Below are 19,045 nucleotides of genomic sequence, written 5' to 3'. Positions count from 1 at the left end.
TACATCCGCTTGATAATTCAGGCACTTCAGCAGATTCCACCCCAAAATGAACATCGCGATTGTGGGCGCCGGCAGCATTGGCGTTGCGACAGCCCACGCACTGGCCCAGGTCGGGCACGAGGTCACCGTCTACGAGCGCCATGGCACGGTGGCCGAGGAAGCCAGCTTCGGACATGCCGGCTGGCTGGGCCCCAGTCTGCTCCAACCGTGGAGCGTCCCCGGCCTCTCCACCATAGAACGCTCACCCACGCTTCCCGGCCGGCAGGCTTTGCCACGCCCCGGCTCCGGAAACCTCGCAGCCCAGCTGCGCTGGCTATGGCAATGGCGCCAGGCTGGGCGGCGCCTGCGCAAAGCCGGCGAACCCACAGCCACGATGGCGGCACTGGAGACACTCACCCAGCGCAGCCAGCAGTTCCAGCAATCGCTGTGGCGGCAGTGGGAGCTGGACCCGGAATATGTCTCCGGCAGCCTGGTGCTGCTGGGCAGCGAGGCCGACCATGAGCAACTGAAACCTGCACTTGCAGCGCTGGCCGAGGCCGGCACGCGCTGCGAGGCACTGGATGCCGCCCAGACCCGCCTGCGTGAGCCCGCGCTGGGCGAGGAGACCGCACTCGCAGGCTCCTTGTATTTCCCGCAGGCTGGCGCCGCCAACGGCCGCCTGGCCACGCTGATGCAAAGGCAGGCCGCACAGTCCGCAGGAGCACGATTCGAGACGCAACGCCTGGTGCAGCGACTGCAGCCCGGCGGCGCCGGGCGCACCGCTCGCCTGCAGCTGCAAGGCGAAGACACGCCCCGGTCGCACGATGCCATCGTCGTCTGCGCTGGCGCCGAGGCCGCAAACCTGCTCGCGCCGCTGAGCCTGCGCCTGCCCATGATCGCCCTGCGCGGCTATGGCATCAGTGCTCCGCTGCGCGAACAAGGCTACGCGCCCCGCCACGCCATCGTCGACTGGAGCGAGCAGATGACCCTGGTGCGCCTTGGCCAGCGCATGCGGGTCGTGGCCGGCGCTGAACTGGGCAGCCACGGCCCCATGCACGAGGCCACGCTGCAGCGCATGTACCACCGACTCAACATGGTCTTTCCCGGCAGCGCCGTGCTGACCTCGGGCGTTCAGATCTGGCATGGCACACGCATGTGCACAGCCGATGGACTGCCTTTGCTGGGCGCCAGCGGTTTGCCCGGCATCTGGCTCAACCTGGGCCATGGCAGTTGTGGTGCCGCCATTGCCCAAGGCTGCGCCAGCATGCTGAGCGACCTGATGGACAACCGCACCAGTTTCCTGGACAGCGCATTGCTGGATCCGCGCCGCTTCGGCTGACCGCTGCGGACACCCCGCCCTGCGGCTGGCGGCTATGCTCAGGCCATGCTGCGCATTCCCACATCCACCGCATTGCCACTGTTCGATACGGTGGCCACACGCACCCTGGAACAGCAGGCCGCGGCCCGACTGCCCGAACACTGCCTCATGCAGCGCGCAGGCATGGGGCTGGCACGCCTGGCACGCGCCATCGCCCCTCACGCCAACCGCATCTGGATCGCCTGCGGCCCTGGGAACAACGGCGGAGACGGCCTGCAGGCAGCCGCCTGGCTTCAACAGCACCTGAACACGATGCCGGCACGATCCCGCAATTGCCGCATCCTGGTCAGCTGCGTGCACGAACGCGACCGCATGCCCGCCGACGCGCGTGCCGCATGGGATGCAGCCCACAAGGCCGGCGTGCAATGGATCGCCCACATGCCCTCCGACATGGGGCCTCAGGATCTGTGCATTGATGCCTTGCTCGGCATCGGCCTGCGCCGACCCGACACGGCAAGCCCACCCACCCGAAAAGATGACCGATTGCTGCCGCTGCTGCGCAGCCTGCAGTCCGGCATCAGCCCCGTCCTTTGCGTGGACATCGCATCCGGCCTGGATGCCGACACCGGGCAATACCTGCCTGGATTCGAGCCCATGAACCTCCCGGTCAGCGCACGGCATACGCTGGCTCTGCTGACACTGCATCCCGGCCTGTTCACAGGAAGCGGCCGCGACGCCTGCGGCCAGATATGGTGGGACGATCTGGACACAGGACTGGCAAGCAGCGCGCCACCCTTCGCCATCTCACCGTGCGCACAACTTTTCTCCCCGGAAGCCCGCGCCCCGCGTCCGCATGCCAGCCATAAGGGGAGCTTTGGCGACGTGGCCATTCTGGGCGGAGAGGGGCTGGAATACCGCGGCCTGTCCATGACCGGCGCCGCCTGGCTGGCCGCACTGGCAGCCTTGCACGGCGGGGCGGGACGCGTGATGCTGGCACTGCTCGATGCCTCGCACGGGTCAGACCAGGCCATCTCCCCCTGGCCCGAAATCATGTTGCGCAGCCCCGAAGCACAAGACTGGCGCGGCGCCACCGTCGTGTGCGGATGTGGCGGCGGCATGGCGGTGCGCGCCTGGCTGCCCCAAATTCTGGATCAGGCGCCCAGGCTGGTACTGGACGCAGACGCACTGAACGCGGTTGCCGAAGATGAGTCGCTGGCCCTGCTTCTGAAAGAACGCAGCCGACGCAGCCAGCACACGGTGCTGACACCGCACCCGCTGGAGGCCGCCCGCCTGCTGAAAATGAGCACTGCCCAGATCCAGGCCCAGCGACTTTCAGCAGCCAGGCAGCTGGCGCTGCAATTCAACTGCACGGCGTTGCTGAAGGGCTCGGGCACCGTGATCGCCGGACCGCAGGGCGACGGCAATGCATCGCCGCCCTGCTGGATCAACCCCACAGGCAACGCCCGGCTGTCCACCGGAGGAACCGGAGATGTTCTCGCCGGGCTGATTGCCGCGCTATGGGCGCAAGGGCTGGACTCCGCGCAGGCCGCAACACTGGCGGCCTGGCGCCACGGTCATGCGGCAGACCAATGGCCCGCGCAAATGCCGTTCAGCGCCAGCGCGCTGGCCCAGCGGCTGGGCCAATAGACGCCCTCAGGGCTTGCGCCGGGGCTTGGATGTCTTGCCTGCCACCTTGGACTTGACGGCCCCCAAGGCCTTCTTACCCAAGGCGCGCAGCGCCTGCACCGGCGATGGCGGCGGCAACTGCGGCAGACCGTGGTCAGCATCGACGGCGACAGACTTGCGCGCTTCAGCCGCCCTGCCCCTGCGGGAAGCGCGTGCCGCAGGTGCGGACGAACCCGGCACCACGGCCGGCTCACTCACGTCGCTTTGACGCACTGGCGCGGCCGGGCGGGACTGGGCACTCGCATATTCAGCCTCCAGCGCGGCCAGGTTCACGCCCTTGACCATGGCCTTCTTGGACGCCTTGCGCCCCTGCTTGCCGGAAGACACCGCGCCATCGGATTCAGACCGGGCTCCGCCGGCACCGCCGGAGTTACGCTGCGCACGCTTTTCCTTGGCGTCGCGGCGCCCCCATTTTTCGCCCTGATGGGCTTCCGTGCGCGCCGGCGCCCTGCCGGAACGACCCGAAGCCGGCTGCTCTTCGCCGTCGCGCACCAGGCGGAAATCGATGCGCCGGCCATCCAGGTCCACACGGCTGACCTGAACGCGCAGCCGCGTACCTATGCCGTAGCGGATGCCCGAGCGCTCGCCCCGCAGTTCCTGGCGCGCCTCATCAAAGCGGAAGTAGTCCCCCCCCAGCTCGGTGATGTGGACCAGACCCTCCACATACATGGCATCGAGCGTGACGAAGATGCCGAAGGTGGTGACCGCAGAGACCACGCCTGCGAACTCCTCCCCCAGATGCTCACGCATGTACTTGCACTTGAGCCAGGCCTCGACATCTCGGCTGGCCTCATCGGCGCGGCGCTCGTTCGCGCTGCAGTGCAGGCCTGCAGCCTCCCAGGCCTGGACCTCGGCGGCGGGCGCGCGCTTGCGCGGCTTCTGGCCGGGTGCACTGACACGCGAGGCCAGACGCTTGGCCAGCTTGGCTTCGGCCTCTCCAGGCGTGGGCAGCTCGGGCAGGCGATAGTGCGTGCCTTCAAGCTCGGCCTTGATCACGCGGTGCACGAGCAAGTCGGGATAGCGGCGAATCGGACTGGTGAAGTGCGTATAGGCATCGAAGGCCAGCCCGAAGTGGCCCGAATTTTCAGGCGTGTAGAAGGCCTGCATCATCGAGCGCAGAAGCATGGTGTGGATCTGCTGGGCATCAGGCCGGTCCTTGGTGGCATTGGCAATGGCCTGGAATTCGGACGTGGCCGGATTCTCGCCAAGCGCCATACCCACTCCCATGGCCTTGAGGTAGTTGCGCAGGATGTCCTGCTTCTCCAGCGAGGGCTTGTCGTGCACGCGGAACAGGCCAACGCGGCCGCTGTGCTCGATGAAGTCCGCGCTGCAGACGTTGGCGGCCAGCATGGCCTCCTCGATCAGCTTGTGCGCCTCGTTGCGCGTGCGCGGCACGATCTTCTCGATGCGGCCGTTCTCGTCACAGACGATCTGCGTCTCCGTGGTCTCGAAGTCCACGGCGCCGCGTGCTTCGCGCGACTTGAGCAGCGCCTGGTACACCCCATGCAGATTCAGCAAGTCGCCCACGCGATCGGAGCGCTTGGCAGCCTCCGGGCCACGCGTATTGGCCAGGATGGCAGCCACCTCGTTATAGGTGAAGCGCGCATGGCTGTGCATCACCGCGGGGTAGAACTGATAGGCATGGATATCGCCCTTTGCAGTGATCAGCATGTCGCAGACCATGCACAGGCGATCCACATCGGGATTGAGCGAGCACAGGCCATTGCTGAGCTTCTCGGGCAGCATGGGGATCACACGGCGCGGGAAATAGACGCTGGTGGCACGGTCATAGGCATCGATATCGATGGCACTGCCCGTGGTCACGTAGTGACTCACATCGGCAATCGCCACCAGCAGGCGCCAGCCCTTGCCGCGCCCGACCTTGGCAGGCTCGCAGTAGACGGCATCGTCGAAGTCGCGCGCATCCTCGCCATCGATGGTGACCAGGGGCACATCGGTCAGATCGATGCGATTCTTGCGATCGGCAGGCCGCACCCTGTCCGGCAGGGCCTTGGCCTGTGCCAGGCAGGCATCGGAAAACACATGGGGCACGCCGTACTTGCGCACCGCAATCTCGATCTCCATGCCGGGATCGTCGACCTCACCGAGCACTTCAATGATGCGCCCCACGGGCTGGCCGAACAGTGCAGGCGCCTCGGTCAACTCCACCACGACCACCTGCCCGATCTTGGCCGAACCCGTCGCGTTGGCAGGGATCAGGATGTCCTGGCCATAGCGCTTGTCTTCGGGAGCGACCAGATACACGCCGCTTTCCTGCAAGAAGCGGCCAATGATGTTGTGCGCAGGCCGCTCGATGATCTCGACCACGCGGCCTTCAGGCCTGCCGCGGCGGTCCTGCCGCACGATGCGAACCTTGACACGGTCCTTGTGCAGCACCGCACGCATTTCATTGGGAGGAAGGAAGATGTCGCCTTCGCCGTCATCACGGATGACGAAGCCATGTCCGTCGCGGTGCCCCTGCACACTGCCCCCGATTTCGTCGTTCGCGTCGGCACTTTTTGCGTGAGGGTTCATTTTCTTGGTATACAATCTAAATCTTTCCTGAGATGCCCAGGTGGCGGAATTGGTAGACGCACTAGTTTCAGGTACTAGCGGGTAACTCCGTGGAGGTTCGAGTCCTCTCCTGGGCACCAAGTTTAACGACAACCTGCAGAGGTTGCGGTGAACTGAGGAACTATCTTCACAAGAAGGTGGCTCCCTGGCTTCATGACTTGGCCGATCACAGTCTCAAGAAAAAATCGAAGATCAGGACTTCGCTGCAAAAAAATGCAGTAGAATTTCAGCTTCAGCAAGCCCAGGTGGCGGAATTGGTAGACGCACTAGTTTCAGGTACTAGCGGGTAACTCCGTGGAGGTTCGAGTCCTCTCCTGGGCACCAAACATGAAAAGGCCGTTGCACATGCAACGGCCTTTTTCTTTGCCGTTTCCGAAAAGCGACGTCACGCGCCTCTCGCCAGAAAAATTTCACGAAAATCTTTGCAAACCTGCCCGGCACATCGCTTTCGCGCTATATAATTTGCGTACTCTGAAATGCCCAGGTGGCGGAATTGGTAGACGCACTAGTTTCAGGTACTAGCGGGTAACTCCGTGGAGGTTCGAGTCCTCTCCTGGGCACCAAACATAAAAAGGCCGTTGCACATGCAACGGCCTTTTTGCTTGGGTGCGTACACGGATGCCTCCATCCCAAGCACCATCAGGTATCGGCAGGGTCAAAAAAAAGGGAGCCGACGGCTCCCTTTCTTGACGATGAGGGTCTCAACCCCACCCCGTCACTTGCGCAGCAGTTGCTTGAGCACGTTCTGCAGGCGGCGTGCGGTGGCGTCATCGCGTGCCGATGCCAGCACCCGCGCGGCATCGCTACCCCAGGTTTCCTGCGGGGCCGGATCGTTGCGGCGCGTCAGCAGTTGCAGCTGCAGGGCACGGCGGGCGCTCAGATGCTCTGCAGGCGTGGGCACGTCGGCAGCCATTTCAAGGCGCAGCAGGGCTTCACCCGCATCACCCTTGGGCGCCTGGGCCAATGCCTGCGACCAGGCGCTGCGCACTTGCGCAGACACGCGACCGCCGAGCTGCTGGGCCGCCGGAATCTGCGTAGCGTCACGCGATTCCCAGGCTGCCATCAGCTGGGTCAGCGCTTCGCCATGGGCCTGGGCCGCGAGCTTGCGCAGAGCGTCCTGCGCATGCTCCATGGCTTCACGCTGGGCACGGAAGGCCGGATCGGCTAGGCGCGGACCGCGCTCTTCACGCGGTTCGCGGCCAAAGCGGCCATTGTCACGGTTGTCGCGTCCGTCCCTTCCATCGCGGCCACGGCCACCGTCGCGGCGGTCGCCAGGACGGGCAGCGCGCGCACCACCCTCTTCCTTCTTCATGCCGGGACGATCATCCCCGCGCACGGCAACCACGGGGCGCACCGGCGCCGGCTTCGCTTGCGATTCTTCCGAGCCAGCCGCAGCCACTGGCGCCTGTTCCGGCTGGGCAGCGTTGACGGAGGCATCGGCACGGCCGCGCAGCGCCTGCTCCAGAGCCTCCACCGCAGCGCGGATTTGCTGCACGTCACCCGATGTGTTGGCAGCTTCCACGGCCTGCGAAGCCTCCAGTACGCGGCGGTCATGGTCGCTGAGCTGCACGGCTGCGGCCCGGGAACCACGCTCGCTGCCCTTGCGGTTGAAAGCCTCGTCCAGGGGCTTGCGGAAGGCGTCCCACAGCTTTTGCTCGTGCTTGCGATCCAGCGGCACGGCCTGTGCCTCGGCCTGCCAGCGCTGCTGCAGTGCCTTGACGGCATCGATGCGCAGGCTGGGTGCGGCGCCCAGCGCCGTGGCCTCGTCGATCATGGCGTGGCGGCGCTGCAGGCTGGCCTTTTGCGCAGCATGCAGCGGAGCCTCGGCCAGGGCCATGGCCTGCTTGAACTGGGGCTGCAGCTCGGCAAACAGTTTTTCACCGATATGACCGCTCTCGCGCCAGCGTTCAGCGAACTGGCGCAATGCGCGGGCCGCACCCTTGAGATCTTCGCTGGCGGCCTGCTGCGCTGCCCAGGCCTTGATCTCTTCGATCAGCGCCAGGCGCTGTGCCTTGGACTGGGTGGTTTCCGTGCGCAGCTTGTCGTGCCAGGACTCGACCACCTTGTGGGCCGCGTTGCAGGCTTCGTCAAACTTCTTCCAGAGAGCGTGGTTGGCCGCGCTGCCCTGGTCGGCCAGCCTCCACTGCTCACGCAGGCTGCGCAGGGATTCCTGGATCTTGCGACCACCCAGCGCCTGGCCTTCGGGACGGTTCAGCAGAGCTTCCGCCTTGGCAACCAGCTCCTCACGCAGCTTGTCTGCGTTCTGGCGCGGCCAGCCTTCGGCTTCGCCTGCCGCCAAGAGGGCCTCGTGCACCTTGGTGACCAGCGCGTCGTCCACCAGACGACCATGGGCCTTGATGGCGGCACGCACGGCTTGCACGGCAGCGGAGCCAGCCTTGCTTTCGCCGGCAGCCGTCTCGGCCTGGAGCTGTTCCAGCGCCTGGGTCAGGGCAGCGCTGGCGGCAGCCACCTGCTCAGGCGACGTCTTGGCCTTGGGCTGCGCTGCGCTGCGGCCGGCAGGCGCTGGCTTGGACGGCTCGGCGGCCGCTGCCTCGGGAGGCAGGCCACGCGCCACACGCAGTTCATCGGCCCACACGGGCACGGTGGGCAGCGGGGCTGCTTCGTCCGCTGCGGCGGCCTCGGTCAGCGCAAGGGCAGACTGGAAGGCATCCCAGACAAGGATCAGCTGTGCGCTGGCGGCTTCCAGCTGGGGCGGGAAGCGTCCATCCACGCTGGCCCAGTTGGCATCGCCGGTGAGCTCGCCGGCCTGCTCCTGCCAGCGGGCCACGTCGGCGCGCAGGTTGTCGAGCACAGCCTGGGCGTCGCGCCATGGCTTGGTGGACAGGACTTCGATGCGCTGGGCCAGCAAGACAGCCACTTCGCGCTGGACCTGCACGCGATGCTGCAGTTCCTCGATGGCCTTGACGCGCTCGGCCAGTTGGGCCTTGTATTGCGACAGCGGCTCACGCGACAGCGGGGCGCCTGCCTTGGCGGCGTCGCGCTGCCAGGCGATGGCGTCGGCGGCATTGAAGGGCGATGCGACCAGCAGTGCCTGGGCCTTTTCAGCCCATTCCACTGCGATCTTTTCCTGGTCCTTGGTGCGGCGGATTTCATCCAGACGCTCACGCACGGCGCGGGCCGCGCTCTTGTCGCGCGCGCTCAGCTCCTTGAGGACGTCCTGCAATTGCTCGACCGAAGGCTGGGTTGCCAGCCAGTCGCGGATGCGCGAGGCGCGATCACCCGAGGTTTCGGCGGAGAAGGCACCGCCCGTGAGCACATCCAAGGGGTGTTGTTCAGGATTCTTGGCAGAAGCAGGGCTCACTTCAGGTGCATCGGACATGGTGCTGCGGGGGGAAAGAGAAGACATGAATCAATCGTTGAATGCCTGGCTGCCGCGGGCCGCCAGACGCGGCCGGCCGGGCTGCATGCGGGCATGCTAGCCGGGCCGGGAAAACCATATTCTCGCCGTTATTTGAAGCGGAGCCAAAACCGGGCTACTGTGCGGACAGGCTGAGCTGGGCGCGCGGGCTCCATTCCTGGTCGTCGGAATCCAGTTTCGGGGCCCCGAGAAACAGGCGCTCGAGCGGCAACTGCTGCTGCGCCAGATAGTCGCGAACGGCCACGCCGCGCGCCAGCGCCAGCTCGCGCATGGCATCGTCGGGCACGGTGATCTGCTCCAGCAGCAGGCTGCGCATCTGGTCGGTGGGCAAGTCCTTGGCCATGCCGATGACATTGCGCGGCTTGGCAAAGTCGGCACGGCTGTAAAGCGCCTTGGTCAAAGCCGGCACTTCGGCAGCAGACAACTCGGTCACCGATTCTGCCGATTTGCCCTCGCGCAGCACCTGGCGGCGTTTCTGGGCCAGCAACAGGCGATCGAGTTCGGCCTGCTTCCAGGCCTCCTTGTCCTGGGCCTCGCGCGCCTCGCCGATCACGGTGAGCCTGAGGGCCGGGCGCTCCTTGAGGGAGGCGACCACCTTGTCCAGGCTTTCGCGGGCCTTGGCATCGATCTGGGATCGGCCCGGCGCAAAGGCCACCACGCCCGACTCGCTGCTGCCGCCAAATGCGCCCGACAGCAGCGAGAACGGCGAGGTGACGGCCTTCATGATCAGGTTGCCGATGATCTTGAAGATGACTGGCGCCAACCTGAATTGGGGGTCGTTGAGCGAGCCGCTGACCGGCAGGTCCAGGTCGATGACGCCGTTGCGGTCGGCCAGCAACGCCACGGCCAGGCGCACGGGCAGCGAGGCCGGCGCACCTTCGACGGCTTCGCCGAAGGTGAGCTGGTGCAGCACCAGCTTGTTGCGCGCCGTGAGCTGGCCATCGGGCTCGATCTTGTAGCTGACATCCATGCTGAGCTTGCCGCGCTCGATGCCATGGCCCGCGTACTTGATGGAGTACGGCGACAGCGGCGGCAGCTCCAGATCGCGCATCTGGGCGCGTATGTCCAGGGCCAGCGGCTTGGCCAGCGGATTGATCTGGCCGGTGATCTCCAGCGAAGCCGTGCCCTGGGCGCGGCCGCGCAGCTCCACATCCGCCAGTTGCGGCCCCTGCTCCCCGGCCGGCTGTTCGGACGAGAAGGCGCTCAGGCGGCCGGCCAGCTCACTGAGGTCAGCCGAGTAGTTGGGCTGGATGAAGTAGTCGGAGAACTGCACCTTGCCGCCCGTCAGCACGATGGGGCCGATCTTGATGACCGGTGCAGGCCCGGAAGCGGCCTTCGGCGGGACGGGCTCGGCAGGAGCCGCCGCGCCATCCGCAGCCGGCGCGGTGTTTTGCTCCAGGGACTGCTGAGACTGGGCCGACTTGACGATGTCCTGCAGATTGATGCGGCCATTGCGCTGCACGATCACGCGTGCAAAGAAGTCGCTGAGCGCCGTCTCGCGCACGCTCAGGCGCAGTGGCTGGGCGGGCTGCATCTGCAGGTCCAGGCCACGCACGGCCAAGGTTTTCCAGGCGACGAGTTCATCGCGCAGGCCCAGGCCCAAGGCAGCCGATCGAGCCTTGGCCCGGTCGGCCGTGGATTCGCTGAGCACGGCTGCCACGGCGCCTGCGGCCGTGCTGGGTGCGCCCTGCCCCGCAGCCTCACCCCCGGCTTGCACGGGCGAGGCCAGCGCGGAACGCATGCGCAGATCCACCAGTTCGACATCGCCCTGCACCATCAGCTCGGGGCCGGCAGGCTGGCTGGCAAAGCGCAGCTGACCCAGGAAATTGCCATCGGCGCGCACCAGCTCCACATTGAGCATGTCGGCAAAGTAGGGCTCCAGCGCGTGCAGCGGCAGGCTGCGCGCCTGCAGCCTGCCCTGAAGCGACAGTGGCGCCAGTCCCAGATCGCCGCGCAGGCTCAGCGATCCTGCCTGGACACGCCGGCCCGAGCCGACCTGGGCGGACAGCTCCAGCGGCGTGGGCGCGGACTTGGCCGCCAGCGGCTCGATGGCGCCCAGGCGCAGGCGCAGTGAACTCAGATCCAGGGACACGGTGCGCGCCGAATCGGCGTTGCGCACGGGCGCTTCGTCACGCAGCGCAACGGCGCCACCGTCCACTTCCACGGCCTGCAGCCTCAGACCCCAGGGCCTGGGCTTGTCCTTGGCGGGGTCCGGCGTCGCAGGTGCCGAGGTTGCGGGTGGCAGCCATTGCTCATACATCCACCGGCCCTGGGCGTCGCGCGACACGCCCAGCTGCGGCTTTTGCAGCGCCAGGCGCCCCACGGAAACCTGCTGGCTGGCCAGATTGACCTGTACCTGCTCCAGCTGCAGGCGCGCGATGTCGACCGGCGCGGCCTTGTCCTTGAGGCTCAACTGCTCCACGCCCAGCTCGGCCACCTGCACCACCATGGCGGAGCCGCTCCAGCCCAGGCCGGCGTCGGTGCTCAGCAGGCCGGTCAGCTCCGGCTTGAGATGGGCAGACAGATACGGCGCCGCCAGTTGCAGAGGCAACTGGCGCGCGGAGACGGCCAGTTGCCCCTGCCTGTCGGTCATGGCGCCGCTCAGCCTCAGTTCGGCGGGTTTTGCGCCCTCTCCTGCCGCTGCAGACTGCACCTGCATGCCGGCATCAAATTGCAAAGGCTGCTCCAGCGGCCAGCGGACATCGCGCACTTCCAATGACAGCTGGCGCGCCTGCAGCGCCGCACCCGACTGGCCTGCGCCGGGCGACGCATCGCGCCAATGCACCGTGGCATCGGAAATGGCCAGCCTGTCCAGGCTCACCCTCCAGGGCTGGGGCTGGGGCGCATCGGAGGCAGGCTTTTCCACTGCCGGCCTGGAATCGGAGGCAGAGCGACTGCCCATCGCCATCCAGTTGATGCGGCCTTGCGCATCACGGGCCGCGAAAATCTCTGGAGAGCTCCACTGCACGGACTCCAGCTCCACCACCGACTGCAGGGGCTGCACGTTCTTGAGCACGGCCGCCAGGCGCTCGAAACGCAGCAGGGGCGCCTCATCGCGGTCAAGCAACTCGGCACCGGACAGGCTGACCTCGCCGGTGATCCGCACCACGGCCTGCTCGGCCTGCTCAAAGGAGATGTGCAGATTGGTATCCAGCACGCCGGAGCGCGGCTTGACGGGGGCATTGGCGGGCACATAGCCCAGGTAAGGCGTCAGGTCCACGCCCTGCCAGCTCAGATCGACGGCCGTCTGGCGCTGGTCGGTGAAAGGCGTGCTCTGGGCACTGGATTCAAAGCGGCTGCCATTGAGCGCGAAGGACAGGTGCGGCAGCACCTTGATCTCGCGCTTGGACTCCAGATTACTGATGAACGGCAGCTTCAGCTGCAGCTGATCCAGCATGTGCTCACGCTGCTGGACATCGTCCTGCAATTGCACGCGGCCGTCGCGCAGCGCAATGTTGTACAGCGCAAAGCCCAAGGGCTTGGCCGGCGGCGTATCGCTGGGCTCGGCCAGCCGGGCCAGCACATCATCCACATCGAAGTGCCCCAGGCTCTGCTGCGTGAGGCGCAGCACCGGCGCATCGACTTCGATGGCATCCAGGACAGGTGCCAGCCTGAAGAGGGACTGGATACTGGCATTCACATAGATGCGGTCGACCTGCAGCTGTGGCGACGACGGCGCGGGTTCTGCCTGCCCTGCGCCCGCCGGCTGGCTTTTGGCAATGCGCAGATCACGCAGGGTCAGCTCCAGCGACCAGGGCCGGAACTCCACTGCCCCCACATGGACCTGGCGACCCAGCTTGGCCGATGCCTGCTTTTCCAGCTGGCTTTTGGCGACAACGGGCACCAGCGCCCACAGCAGCAGCCACAGCAAAAGAAACGCTGCAAAGGCGATGGCCAGCCTGCGCAGCCAGCGGTGCTTGAAGAGAAATTGCATGGGGCTCTAATAACTAATACGGCGCCATCCTGGACAGAGGACGCAGCGGTGGCTGCATTGCATCAGAAATTGGGCTGGCAGCAAGACCTCAACCCGCATCACCGCACATTTCTTGACGTTGCAGTCACCCTGGAAAGACAAAGCCCGGAAGCCTTGAACCGGCTTCCGGGCTTTACGGCAGGCACAAGTCCTGGCCGTTTTCCGCAGTCAAGGAGAGGATGGTCCTTGCTGCTCGGAAGCAAGAGATTGCTTCCAGGAAGGCCGCGGAAGAAGACTTGAACGATTGTGCCCGAACCATCGAACACCACTTTTACCCGTCTTCCACCTTGGCGAGACGACTGCAGGAGCAGTCGCCTCCAATATAGAAGGATGCAGGCCAGGCCTGCCAGTGCTTTTGCATTTCATTGCAATTTCATGAAGCCCTGTACAACCGCCGCAAGCGCCCCACATCGGTAGCACGCAACCTGCTCTCAAACACTCAGAAACTGTGTTTGCATCCATGGTTTGTTATTATTCATCGATCTAACAAACGCACTTCATAGTGTTGACCGTGTATTTGGTGAACTCCTAGAATCCGCCAGCGCTCGAATAGAGCGTTTTTTGTTTCTGCTGCCTCACGACTGAGCAGATCCCGCAGGCCTACAACGCCATGGTGCACCAAGCGCCAGCCTCCCGGATCCGCAGCACCCAATCCAGGGTGTCAGCCTCACCGGCCTTCGCTTCGGCGAAGGCCGTTTCGGGTTGGTGCCCCTAGAAAGGAAAAAGCTATGCCAGCGTCAGGAAAATTTTTCGCCGCCGCGCGAACGTTCGCCATCGATGTGGCCAACGGTTTTCTTGCCATCATCCACAACAGCTTCGCCCTTCTGGGCCTGGCTGTGGCCTTCCTGGCCATTACCTTGTTCGCCCGTCCCGACCTGCGCGATGCCGGAGAGAGCCAGCTGCGCTCCTGGCTGACCGCTCGCCAGATGGCCGAGCTGGGTGCGCCCGTCGAACTCGCGGCCAGCGACCGCGCGACGGCGACCAACCCGAAGAACCTGCCCAAGGATCAGGCGGCCGTGGCCTTCTGGCTCAGCAAGAAGTACCGCGTGGCGCCCGAGCCCATCGCGGCACTGGTCAGCGAAGCCTACGACCTGGGCAAGGTCAACCGCCTGGACCCGACGCTGATCCTGGCCATCATGGCCATCGAATCCAGCTTCAATCCGTTCGCGCAAAGCGCTGTCGGCGCGCAAGGCCTGATGCAGGTGATGACCACGGTGCATACCGACAAGTACGAGAACTTCGGCGGCCAGAACGCCGCGTTCGACCCCGTCAGCAATCTGCGCGTGGGCGTGCGCGTGCTCAAGGAGTGCATTGAGCGCGCCGGCTCCATCGAAGGTGGCCTGCGCTACTACGTGGGCGCGGCCAACCTGCCCACCGACGGCGGCTATGCCGCCAAGGTGCTGGCCGAGCACCAGCGCCTGCGCATGGCCGCCGGCCTGCGTGCCGTGCCGCTGATGACCGCCAAGATCGAGCAGCCCAAGCAGGCCGTCCAGATCGCAGCCACCAAGCCGGCCACATCCACGGCCGAGGCAGCCGGACCTGCGGCCTCGGCTGCGTCCGCTGGCACCCCGGCAGTGCCGGTCAGCTCGAGCAGCATGTCCGCGCGCACCGAACAGGTGGCCCTGCAGACACAGGAGCCGGCGCTGTAACCGGAACCACCGACATGGCGCACGAAGCTGGCTAAGGCCAGCTTTTTTCATGCCTGCCTGCACCCGCTGATCTGCCAGGCAGGCGGCTTCGCCAACGCCCCTCGCCTGTCTTCGGCTCCATCAGCTCAGCTACACTAGCGGGGTACGCAACTGGCGATAGGCGCAGCCGCTTCACGCACCGCTGCCGCTGACGTGGAAACCAGCAGAAGGCCTGAAAAGAACCACCTTCTGTGAACCACCGGGGAGCGTACCGCCCAGCCTCCATGCGCACGCGGGATCTGGAGTGTTCCGCCGTTCGCCTGGGCAGCCCTTGGCCTCAAGGGAATTTCAAGTTCACAGGACTGCCATGTTTCAACGCACCAATACCGTCGAGAAGGTCGACGCCGAAGTCTTTGCCGCCATCCAGGCCGAGAACCTGCGTCAACAAGAACATATCGAGCTGATCGCCAGCGAGAACTACTGCTCGCCCGCCGTGATGGAAGCCCAGGGCTCCCAGCTCACCAACAAGTACGCAGAAGGCTATCCAGGCAAGCGCTACTACGGCGGCTGCGAAAACGTCGATGTGGTCGAGCAGCTCGCCATCGACCGCGTCAAGAAGCTGTTCGGCGCCGAGGCCGCCAACGTCCAGCCCAACTCCGGCTCCCAGGCCAACCAGGCCGTGCTCATGGCCTTTGCCAAGCCCGGCGACACCATCATGGGCATGAGCCTGGCCGAAGGCGGCCACCTGACGCACGGCATGCCGCTGAACATGTCGGGCAAGTGGTTCAACGTGGTCTCCTACGGCCTGAACGCCGAAGAAGCCATCGACTACGACAAGATGGAAGCGCTGGCGCGCGAGCACAAGCCCCGCATCATCGTGGCCGGCGCATCGGCCTACGCCCTGGCCATCGACTTCGAGCGCTTCGCCAAGATCGCAAAGGAAGTCGGCGCCATCTTCTGGGTGGACATGGCCCACTACGCCGGCCTGATCGCCGCGGGCGTGTACCCCAACCCCGTGCCTCACGCCGACGTGGTCACCACCACCACGCACAAGAGCCTGCGCGGCCCGCGCGGCGGCGTGATCCTGATGAAGGCCGAGCATGAGAAGGCCATCAACAGCGCCATCTTCCCCGGCCTGCAAGGCGGCCCGCTGATGCACGTCATCGCCGGCAAGGCCGTGGCCTTCAAGGAAGCACTGTCTCCCGAGTTCAAGGCCTACCAGGAGCAGGTCGTGAAGAATGCCAAGGTCGTCGCCGAAACGCTGACGGCCCGCGGCCTGCGCATCGTCTCCGGCCGCACGGAAAGCCACGTCATGCTGGTGGACCTGCGCGCCAAGGGCATCACCGGCAAGGCGGCCGAAGCCGCGCTGGGTGCCGCCCACATGACGATCAACAAGAACTCCATCCCCAACGACCCCGAAAAGCCGATGGTCACCAGCGGCATCCGCGTGGGCACGCCCGCCATGACCACGCGCGGCTTCAAGGAAGAGGAAGCCCGCCTGACGGCCAACCTGCTGGCCGACGTGCTGGAGAACCCCAGCGACGAAGCCAACCTGGCCCGCGTGCGCGCCCAGGTGGCCGAGCTGACGGCCCGCTTCCCGGTCTACGGCGCCTGATTTGAGCGCATAGAGGCCTGCCATGAAGTGCCCGTTCTGCAGCCACCCGGACACCCAGGTCGTGGAGACCCGTGAGGCCGAGGATGGGGGCTTCATCCGCCGCCGCCGCCAATGCGGCGGCTGCGACAAGCGCTTCACCACCTATGAGCGGCCCGAGGTCAGCTTCCCCGCCATCGTCAAGAAGGACGGGCGGCGCATCGAGTACGAGCGCGCCAAGCTGCTGGGTTCGTTCAAGATTGCGCTGCGCAAGCGTCCCGTGAGCACGGAGCAGATCGATGCCGCCATCGAGCGCATCGAGGAACGGCTGCGCAACCTGGGCGAGCGCGAAGTGCTCTCCAGCCGCCTGGGCGAGATGGTGATGCGCGAGCTCAAGCTGCTCGACAAGGTCGGCTACATCCGCTACGCCAGCGTCTACCGCAGCTTCGAGGACGTGGACGACTTCAAGAACGTCATGGATGAAGTCCGCAATCCTGGCTGATCAGGCCGGCAGGACATAAGAAAGCCGCCCTTGGGCGGCTTTCTCTTTGGCGTCCTGGCAGCGCTTTCAGGGCGCCGCGGCAGGAATCGGCGCCAGGCCTGAATCGACGTCGCCGCACTGGGCGCGGTGGCGCAGGGCGTGGTCCATCACCACCAGGGCCAGCAACGCTTCGGCGATGGGCGCGGCGCGGATGCCCACGCAGGGGTCATGGCGACCCTTGGTGATGACTTCGGTGCTCTGGCCCTGGGTGTCGATGGACTCGCGCGGCGAAATGATGGAGCTGGTGGGCTTGATGGCGATGCGCACCTCCAGAGCCTGGCCCGTGCTGATGCCGCCCACGATGCCACCGGCGTTGTTGCTGCGAAAGCCTTCGGGGCTCAGCGAGTCGCCGTGCGTGGTGCCGCGCTGGACCACGCTGTCGAAGCCCGCGCCGATCTCCACGGCCTTGACGGCGTTCAGGCCCATCATGGCGTAGGCGACGTCGGCATCGAGGCGGTCATACAGCGGCTGGCCCAGGCCCACCGGCATGCCACTGGCCTGCACGCGCAGCGCGGCGCCGCAGGAGTCGCCCGACTTGCGCAGCGCATCCATGTATTCCTCGTAGCGGGACACATCGGCCACCGGCGCAAAGAAGGGATTGTTGCACACATGCTCCCAGCTCTCGAAGGGCAGCGACAGCTCGCCCACCTGGGTCATGCAGGCGCGGAACTCGGTGCCGAATTTTTCCTTGAGCCACTTCTTGGCCACGGCGCCGGCCGCCACCGTGGGCGCCGTCAGCCGTGCGGAGGAGCGGCCGCCGCCGCGCGGATCACGGATGCCGTACTTCTGGAAGTAGGCGTAGTCGGCATGGCCGGGACGAAAGCTTTGCGCAATGTTGGAGTAGTCCTTGCTGCGCTGGTCGGTATTGCGGATCAGCAAAGCGATCGGCGTGCCCGTGGTACGGCCTTCGTAGACACCCGAGAGGATTTCCACCGCGTCCGGCTCGTTGCGCTGCGTCACGAACTTGCTGGTGCCGGGGCGGCGGCGGTCCAGGTCGTGCTGGATGTCCGCCTCGCTCAGTGCCATGCCAGGCGGGCAACCGTCGATGACGCAGCCGATGGCCGGGCCATGCGATTCGCCGAAGTTGGTGACAGTGAATAGGGTTCCGAAGGTGTTGCCGCTCATAGGCCGATGATTATGCCCGGGTCGCCCCCAGGCGCCGCTCCCGCTGCAGCGGTGCATTGCGCAGGCTGCCATCTCCTGCAAAGAAACAATAAAACTATCAAATTACAAATATTGATAGCTAGAATTACAGAACATTGTTCTTCAACCGCCTGCGGACCATCCCTCAGGCACCAGCCGCAACTTGCGGGAGATTCGTGAAATGCAGACCTCTTCCGGCTCAACGCAACGCCAGGATCGCAGCGATCCTGCGAGCAGCACTCCACCGCCTTCACCCATCCTTCAACAGGATGCCGGTGACCAGAATCTTCACCCCACCCTGATGACCATGCTGCTGGTCTCAGCCAGGCCCGATGATTTCAGAACCCGCAACCGGCTTGCCCAGGCCAAGCAGTACATGCGGGCCCGGCTGGATGACCCCGAGCTCAAGCCCCTGCAGGTGGCCCAGGGCCTGGGCATGTCGCTGCGCAGCCTGGCGCGCCTGTTCGCCACCGAGGGACTGACTCCCAGCCGCTGGCTCTGGAACGAGCGCCTGGCCCAGGCCCACCTGCTGCTGCAGGCCGACAATGCGCGGCGCGTGACCGATGTGGCGATGGCCTGCGGCTTCACCAGTTTCTCGCACTTCAGCCGCGTCTTCAGGCAGGCCTATGCCGTGCCGCCCAGCGCCTTGCTCAAGCCCCGGCGCAGCAGCGTGCATTGAACGGGCTTGCGCCCGGCCGTAAAAAACCAAGGCCTGCGCCGCGTTCTGCGGTCGCAGGCCTTGCTGCATGGGCAGGGACGGTCTTGCCGCGACCGGATGATCAGTCCGCGCCCTGGCGCTCGCCTTCGGGCCAGTCGCGGATATAGGCCTTGAGCATGCGGTTCTCGAAGTTCTGGCTGTCCACCACGGCCTTGGCCACGTCGTACAGGCTGATCACGCCCATCAGCATGCGCTTGTCCATCACCGGCATGTAGCGCGCATGGCGGTCCAGCATCATGCGGCGCACCTCGTCCATGTCGGTTTCCATGGTGCAGGTCATGGGAGCGTCGTCCATGGCCGAGCGCACCAGCGTCTCGCCCACGCCGCCGTGCTTGACAAAGCCCTGGATCACTTCGCGGAAGGTCAGCATGCCGACCACGTCGCCGTGCTCCATGACCACGAGGGAGCCTATATCGCGCTCGGACATCACCTGCACCGCGCTGGCCAGGCTTTCGTCCGGCGACACCGTGTAGAGGGTGTTGCCCTTGACGCGCAGGATGTCACTTACTTTCATG

Annotated in this window: 11 protein-coding genes, 3 tRNA genes and 1 riboswitch; of the genes, 9 read left to right on the top strand and 5 right to left on the bottom strand. The window is 65.7% G+C overall.

Annotated features, from left to right (window positions below; genetic code table 11):
- The first annotated feature begins 46 nt into the window (after positions 1 to 46).
- Positions 47 to 1,318, top strand: coding sequence for an FAD-dependent oxidoreductase (locus tag AAN986_RS08490; protein ID WP_017404497.1), 1,272 nt, complete (start codon positions 47 to 49; stop codon positions 1,316 to 1,318).
- Positions 1,319 to 1,363: 45 nt separating this feature from the next.
- Positions 1,364 to 2,944, top strand: coding sequence for an NAD(P)H-hydrate dehydratase (locus AAN986_RS08485; protein ID WP_047218933.1), 1,581 nt, complete (start codon positions 1,364 to 1,366; stop codon positions 2,942 to 2,944).
- Between the two features lie 6 nt (positions 2,945 to 2,950).
- Here AAN986_RS08485 and rnr read toward each other — a convergent pair whose 3' ends face one another.
- On the bottom strand, positions 2,951 to 5,518 hold the full coding sequence (rnr, locus tag AAN986_RS08480; RefSeq protein ID WP_017404495.1) for a ribonuclease R: 2,568 nt from the start codon (positions 5,516 to 5,518) through the stop codon (positions 2,951 to 2,953).
- A 34-nt stretch (positions 5,519 to 5,552) separates the two neighbouring features.
- On the opposite strand from rnr, the gene AAN986_RS08475 reads away from it, so the two are divergent.
- The 3 genes from AAN986_RS08475 (at position 5,553) to AAN986_RS08465 (ending at position 6,120) form a co-directional block, all read left to right on the top strand.
- A tRNA-Leu gene (locus tag AAN986_RS08475) sits at positions 5,553 to 5,637 on the top strand.
- 159 nt (positions 5,638 to 5,796) lie between these two features.
- A tRNA-Leu gene (locus AAN986_RS08470) sits at positions 5,797 to 5,881 on the top strand.
- Between the two features lie 154 nt (positions 5,882 to 6,035).
- Positions 6,036 to 6,120, top strand: a tRNA-Leu gene (locus AAN986_RS08465).
- A gap of 152 nt (positions 6,121 to 6,272) precedes the next feature.
- Here AAN986_RS08465 and AAN986_RS08460 read toward each other — a convergent pair.
- Together AAN986_RS08460 and AAN986_RS08455 are read right to left on the bottom strand one after the other, a co-directional pair.
- A complete protein-coding gene (locus AAN986_RS08460) occupies positions 6,273 to 8,897 on the bottom strand; it encodes a DUF349 domain-containing protein (RefSeq protein WP_047218238.1) in 2,625 nt (874 codons plus the stop codon).
- A 154-nt stretch (positions 8,898 to 9,051) separates the two neighbouring features.
- A complete protein-coding gene (locus AAN986_RS08455; RefSeq protein WP_047218237.1) occupies positions 9,052 to 12,870 on the bottom strand; it encodes a DUF748 domain-containing protein in 3,819 nt (1,272 codons plus the stop codon).
- A 767-nt stretch (positions 12,871 to 13,637) separates the two neighbouring features.
- On the opposite strand from AAN986_RS08455, the gene AAN986_RS08450 reads away from it, so the two are divergent.
- From AAN986_RS08450 to nrdR, 3 genes are all read left to right on the top strand, one after another.
- The gene (locus tag AAN986_RS08450; protein WP_016447496.1) at positions 13,638 to 14,558 is read left to right on the top strand and encodes a lytic transglycosylase domain-containing protein; all 921 of its coding nucleotides are present in this window, start codon (positions 13,638 to 13,640) and stop codon (positions 14,556 to 14,558) included.
- Between the two features lie 136 nt (positions 14,559 to 14,694).
- A riboswitch (ZMP/ZTP riboswitch) is annotated at positions 14,695 to 14,870 on the top strand.
- A gap of 34 nt (positions 14,871 to 14,904) precedes the next feature.
- Positions 14,905 to 16,152, top strand: coding sequence for a serine hydroxymethyltransferase (gene glyA, locus AAN986_RS08445; protein ID WP_016447497.1), 1,248 nt, complete (start codon positions 14,905 to 14,907; stop codon positions 16,150 to 16,152).
- A gap of 22 nt (positions 16,153 to 16,174) precedes the next feature.
- Complete coding sequence (nrdR, locus tag AAN986_RS08440; protein ID WP_012206755.1) at positions 16,175 to 16,630, top strand: transcriptional regulator NrdR; 456 nt, start codon at positions 16,175 to 16,177, stop codon at positions 16,628 to 16,630.
- Positions 16,631 to 16,696: 66 nt separating this feature from the next.
- On the opposite strand, the gene aroC is transcribed toward nrdR, so the two are convergent.
- Complete coding sequence (gene aroC, locus AAN986_RS08435; protein ID WP_047218236.1) at positions 16,697 to 17,794, bottom strand: chorismate synthase; 1,098 nt, start codon at positions 17,792 to 17,794, stop codon at positions 16,697 to 16,699.
- 319 nt (positions 17,795 to 18,113) lie between these two features.
- On the opposite strand from aroC, the gene AAN986_RS08430 reads away from it, so the two are divergent.
- Complete coding sequence (locus AAN986_RS08430; RefSeq protein WP_223275132.1) at positions 18,114 to 18,491, top strand: AraC family transcriptional regulator; 378 nt, start codon at positions 18,114 to 18,116, stop codon at positions 18,489 to 18,491.
- A 100-nt stretch (positions 18,492 to 18,591) separates the two neighbouring features.
- Here the strand turns inward: AAN986_RS08430 and AAN986_RS08425 are convergent, their stop codons facing one another.
- Positions 18,592 to 19,044, bottom strand: coding sequence for a CBS domain-containing protein (locus AAN986_RS08425; protein WP_012206758.1), 453 nt, complete (start codon positions 19,042 to 19,044; stop codon positions 18,592 to 18,594).
- Between the last annotated feature and the right edge of the window lies 1 nt (position 19,045).

Source organism: Delftia sp. DS1230 (genome assembly GCF_040112715.1).
In the GTDB taxonomy this organism is placed as follows: Bacteria; Pseudomonadota; Gammaproteobacteria; order Burkholderiales; family Burkholderiaceae_C; genus Comamonas; species Comamonas tsuruhatensis.
Note: the sequence above shows the minus strand (reverse complement) of the source record. Positions and strands in the feature narration are given on the sequence as shown.

Coding starts and splice junctions, on each gene's coding strand:
- AAN986_RS08490 (WP_017404497.1), top strand. CDS start 47: ATGAACATCGCGATTGTGGGCGCCGGCAGCATTGGCGTTGCGACAGCC.
- AAN986_RS08485 (WP_047218933.1), top strand. CDS start 1,364: ATGCTGCGCATTCCCACATCCACCGCATTGCCACTGTTCGATACGGTG.
- rnr (WP_017404495.1), bottom strand. CDS start 5,518: ATGAACCCTCACGCAAAAAGTGCCGACGCGAACGACGAAATCGGGGGC.
- AAN986_RS08460 (WP_047218238.1), bottom strand. CDS start 8,897: ATGTCCGATGCACCTGAAGTGAGCCCTGCTTCTGCCAAGAATCCTGAA.
- AAN986_RS08455 (WP_047218237.1), bottom strand. CDS start 12,870: ATGCAATTTCTCTTCAAGCACCGCTGGCTGCGCAGGCTGGCCATCGCC.
- AAN986_RS08450 (WP_016447496.1), top strand. CDS start 13,638: ATGCCAGCGTCAGGAAAATTTTTCGCCGCCGCGCGAACGTTCGCCATC.
- glyA (WP_016447497.1), top strand. CDS start 14,905: ATGTTTCAACGCACCAATACCGTCGAGAAGGTCGACGCCGAAGTCTTT.
- nrdR (WP_012206755.1), top strand. CDS start 16,175: ATGAAGTGCCCGTTCTGCAGCCACCCGGACACCCAGGTCGTGGAGACC.
- aroC (WP_047218236.1), bottom strand. CDS start 17,794: ATGAGCGGCAACACCTTCGGAACCCTATTCACTGTCACCAACTTCGGC.
- AAN986_RS08430 (WP_223275132.1), top strand. CDS start 18,114: ATGACCATGCTGCTGGTCTCAGCCAGGCCCGATGATTTCAGAACCCGC.
- AAN986_RS08425 (WP_012206758.1), bottom strand. CDS start 19,044: ATGAAAGTAAGTGACATCCTGCGCGTCAAGGGCAACACCCTCTACACG.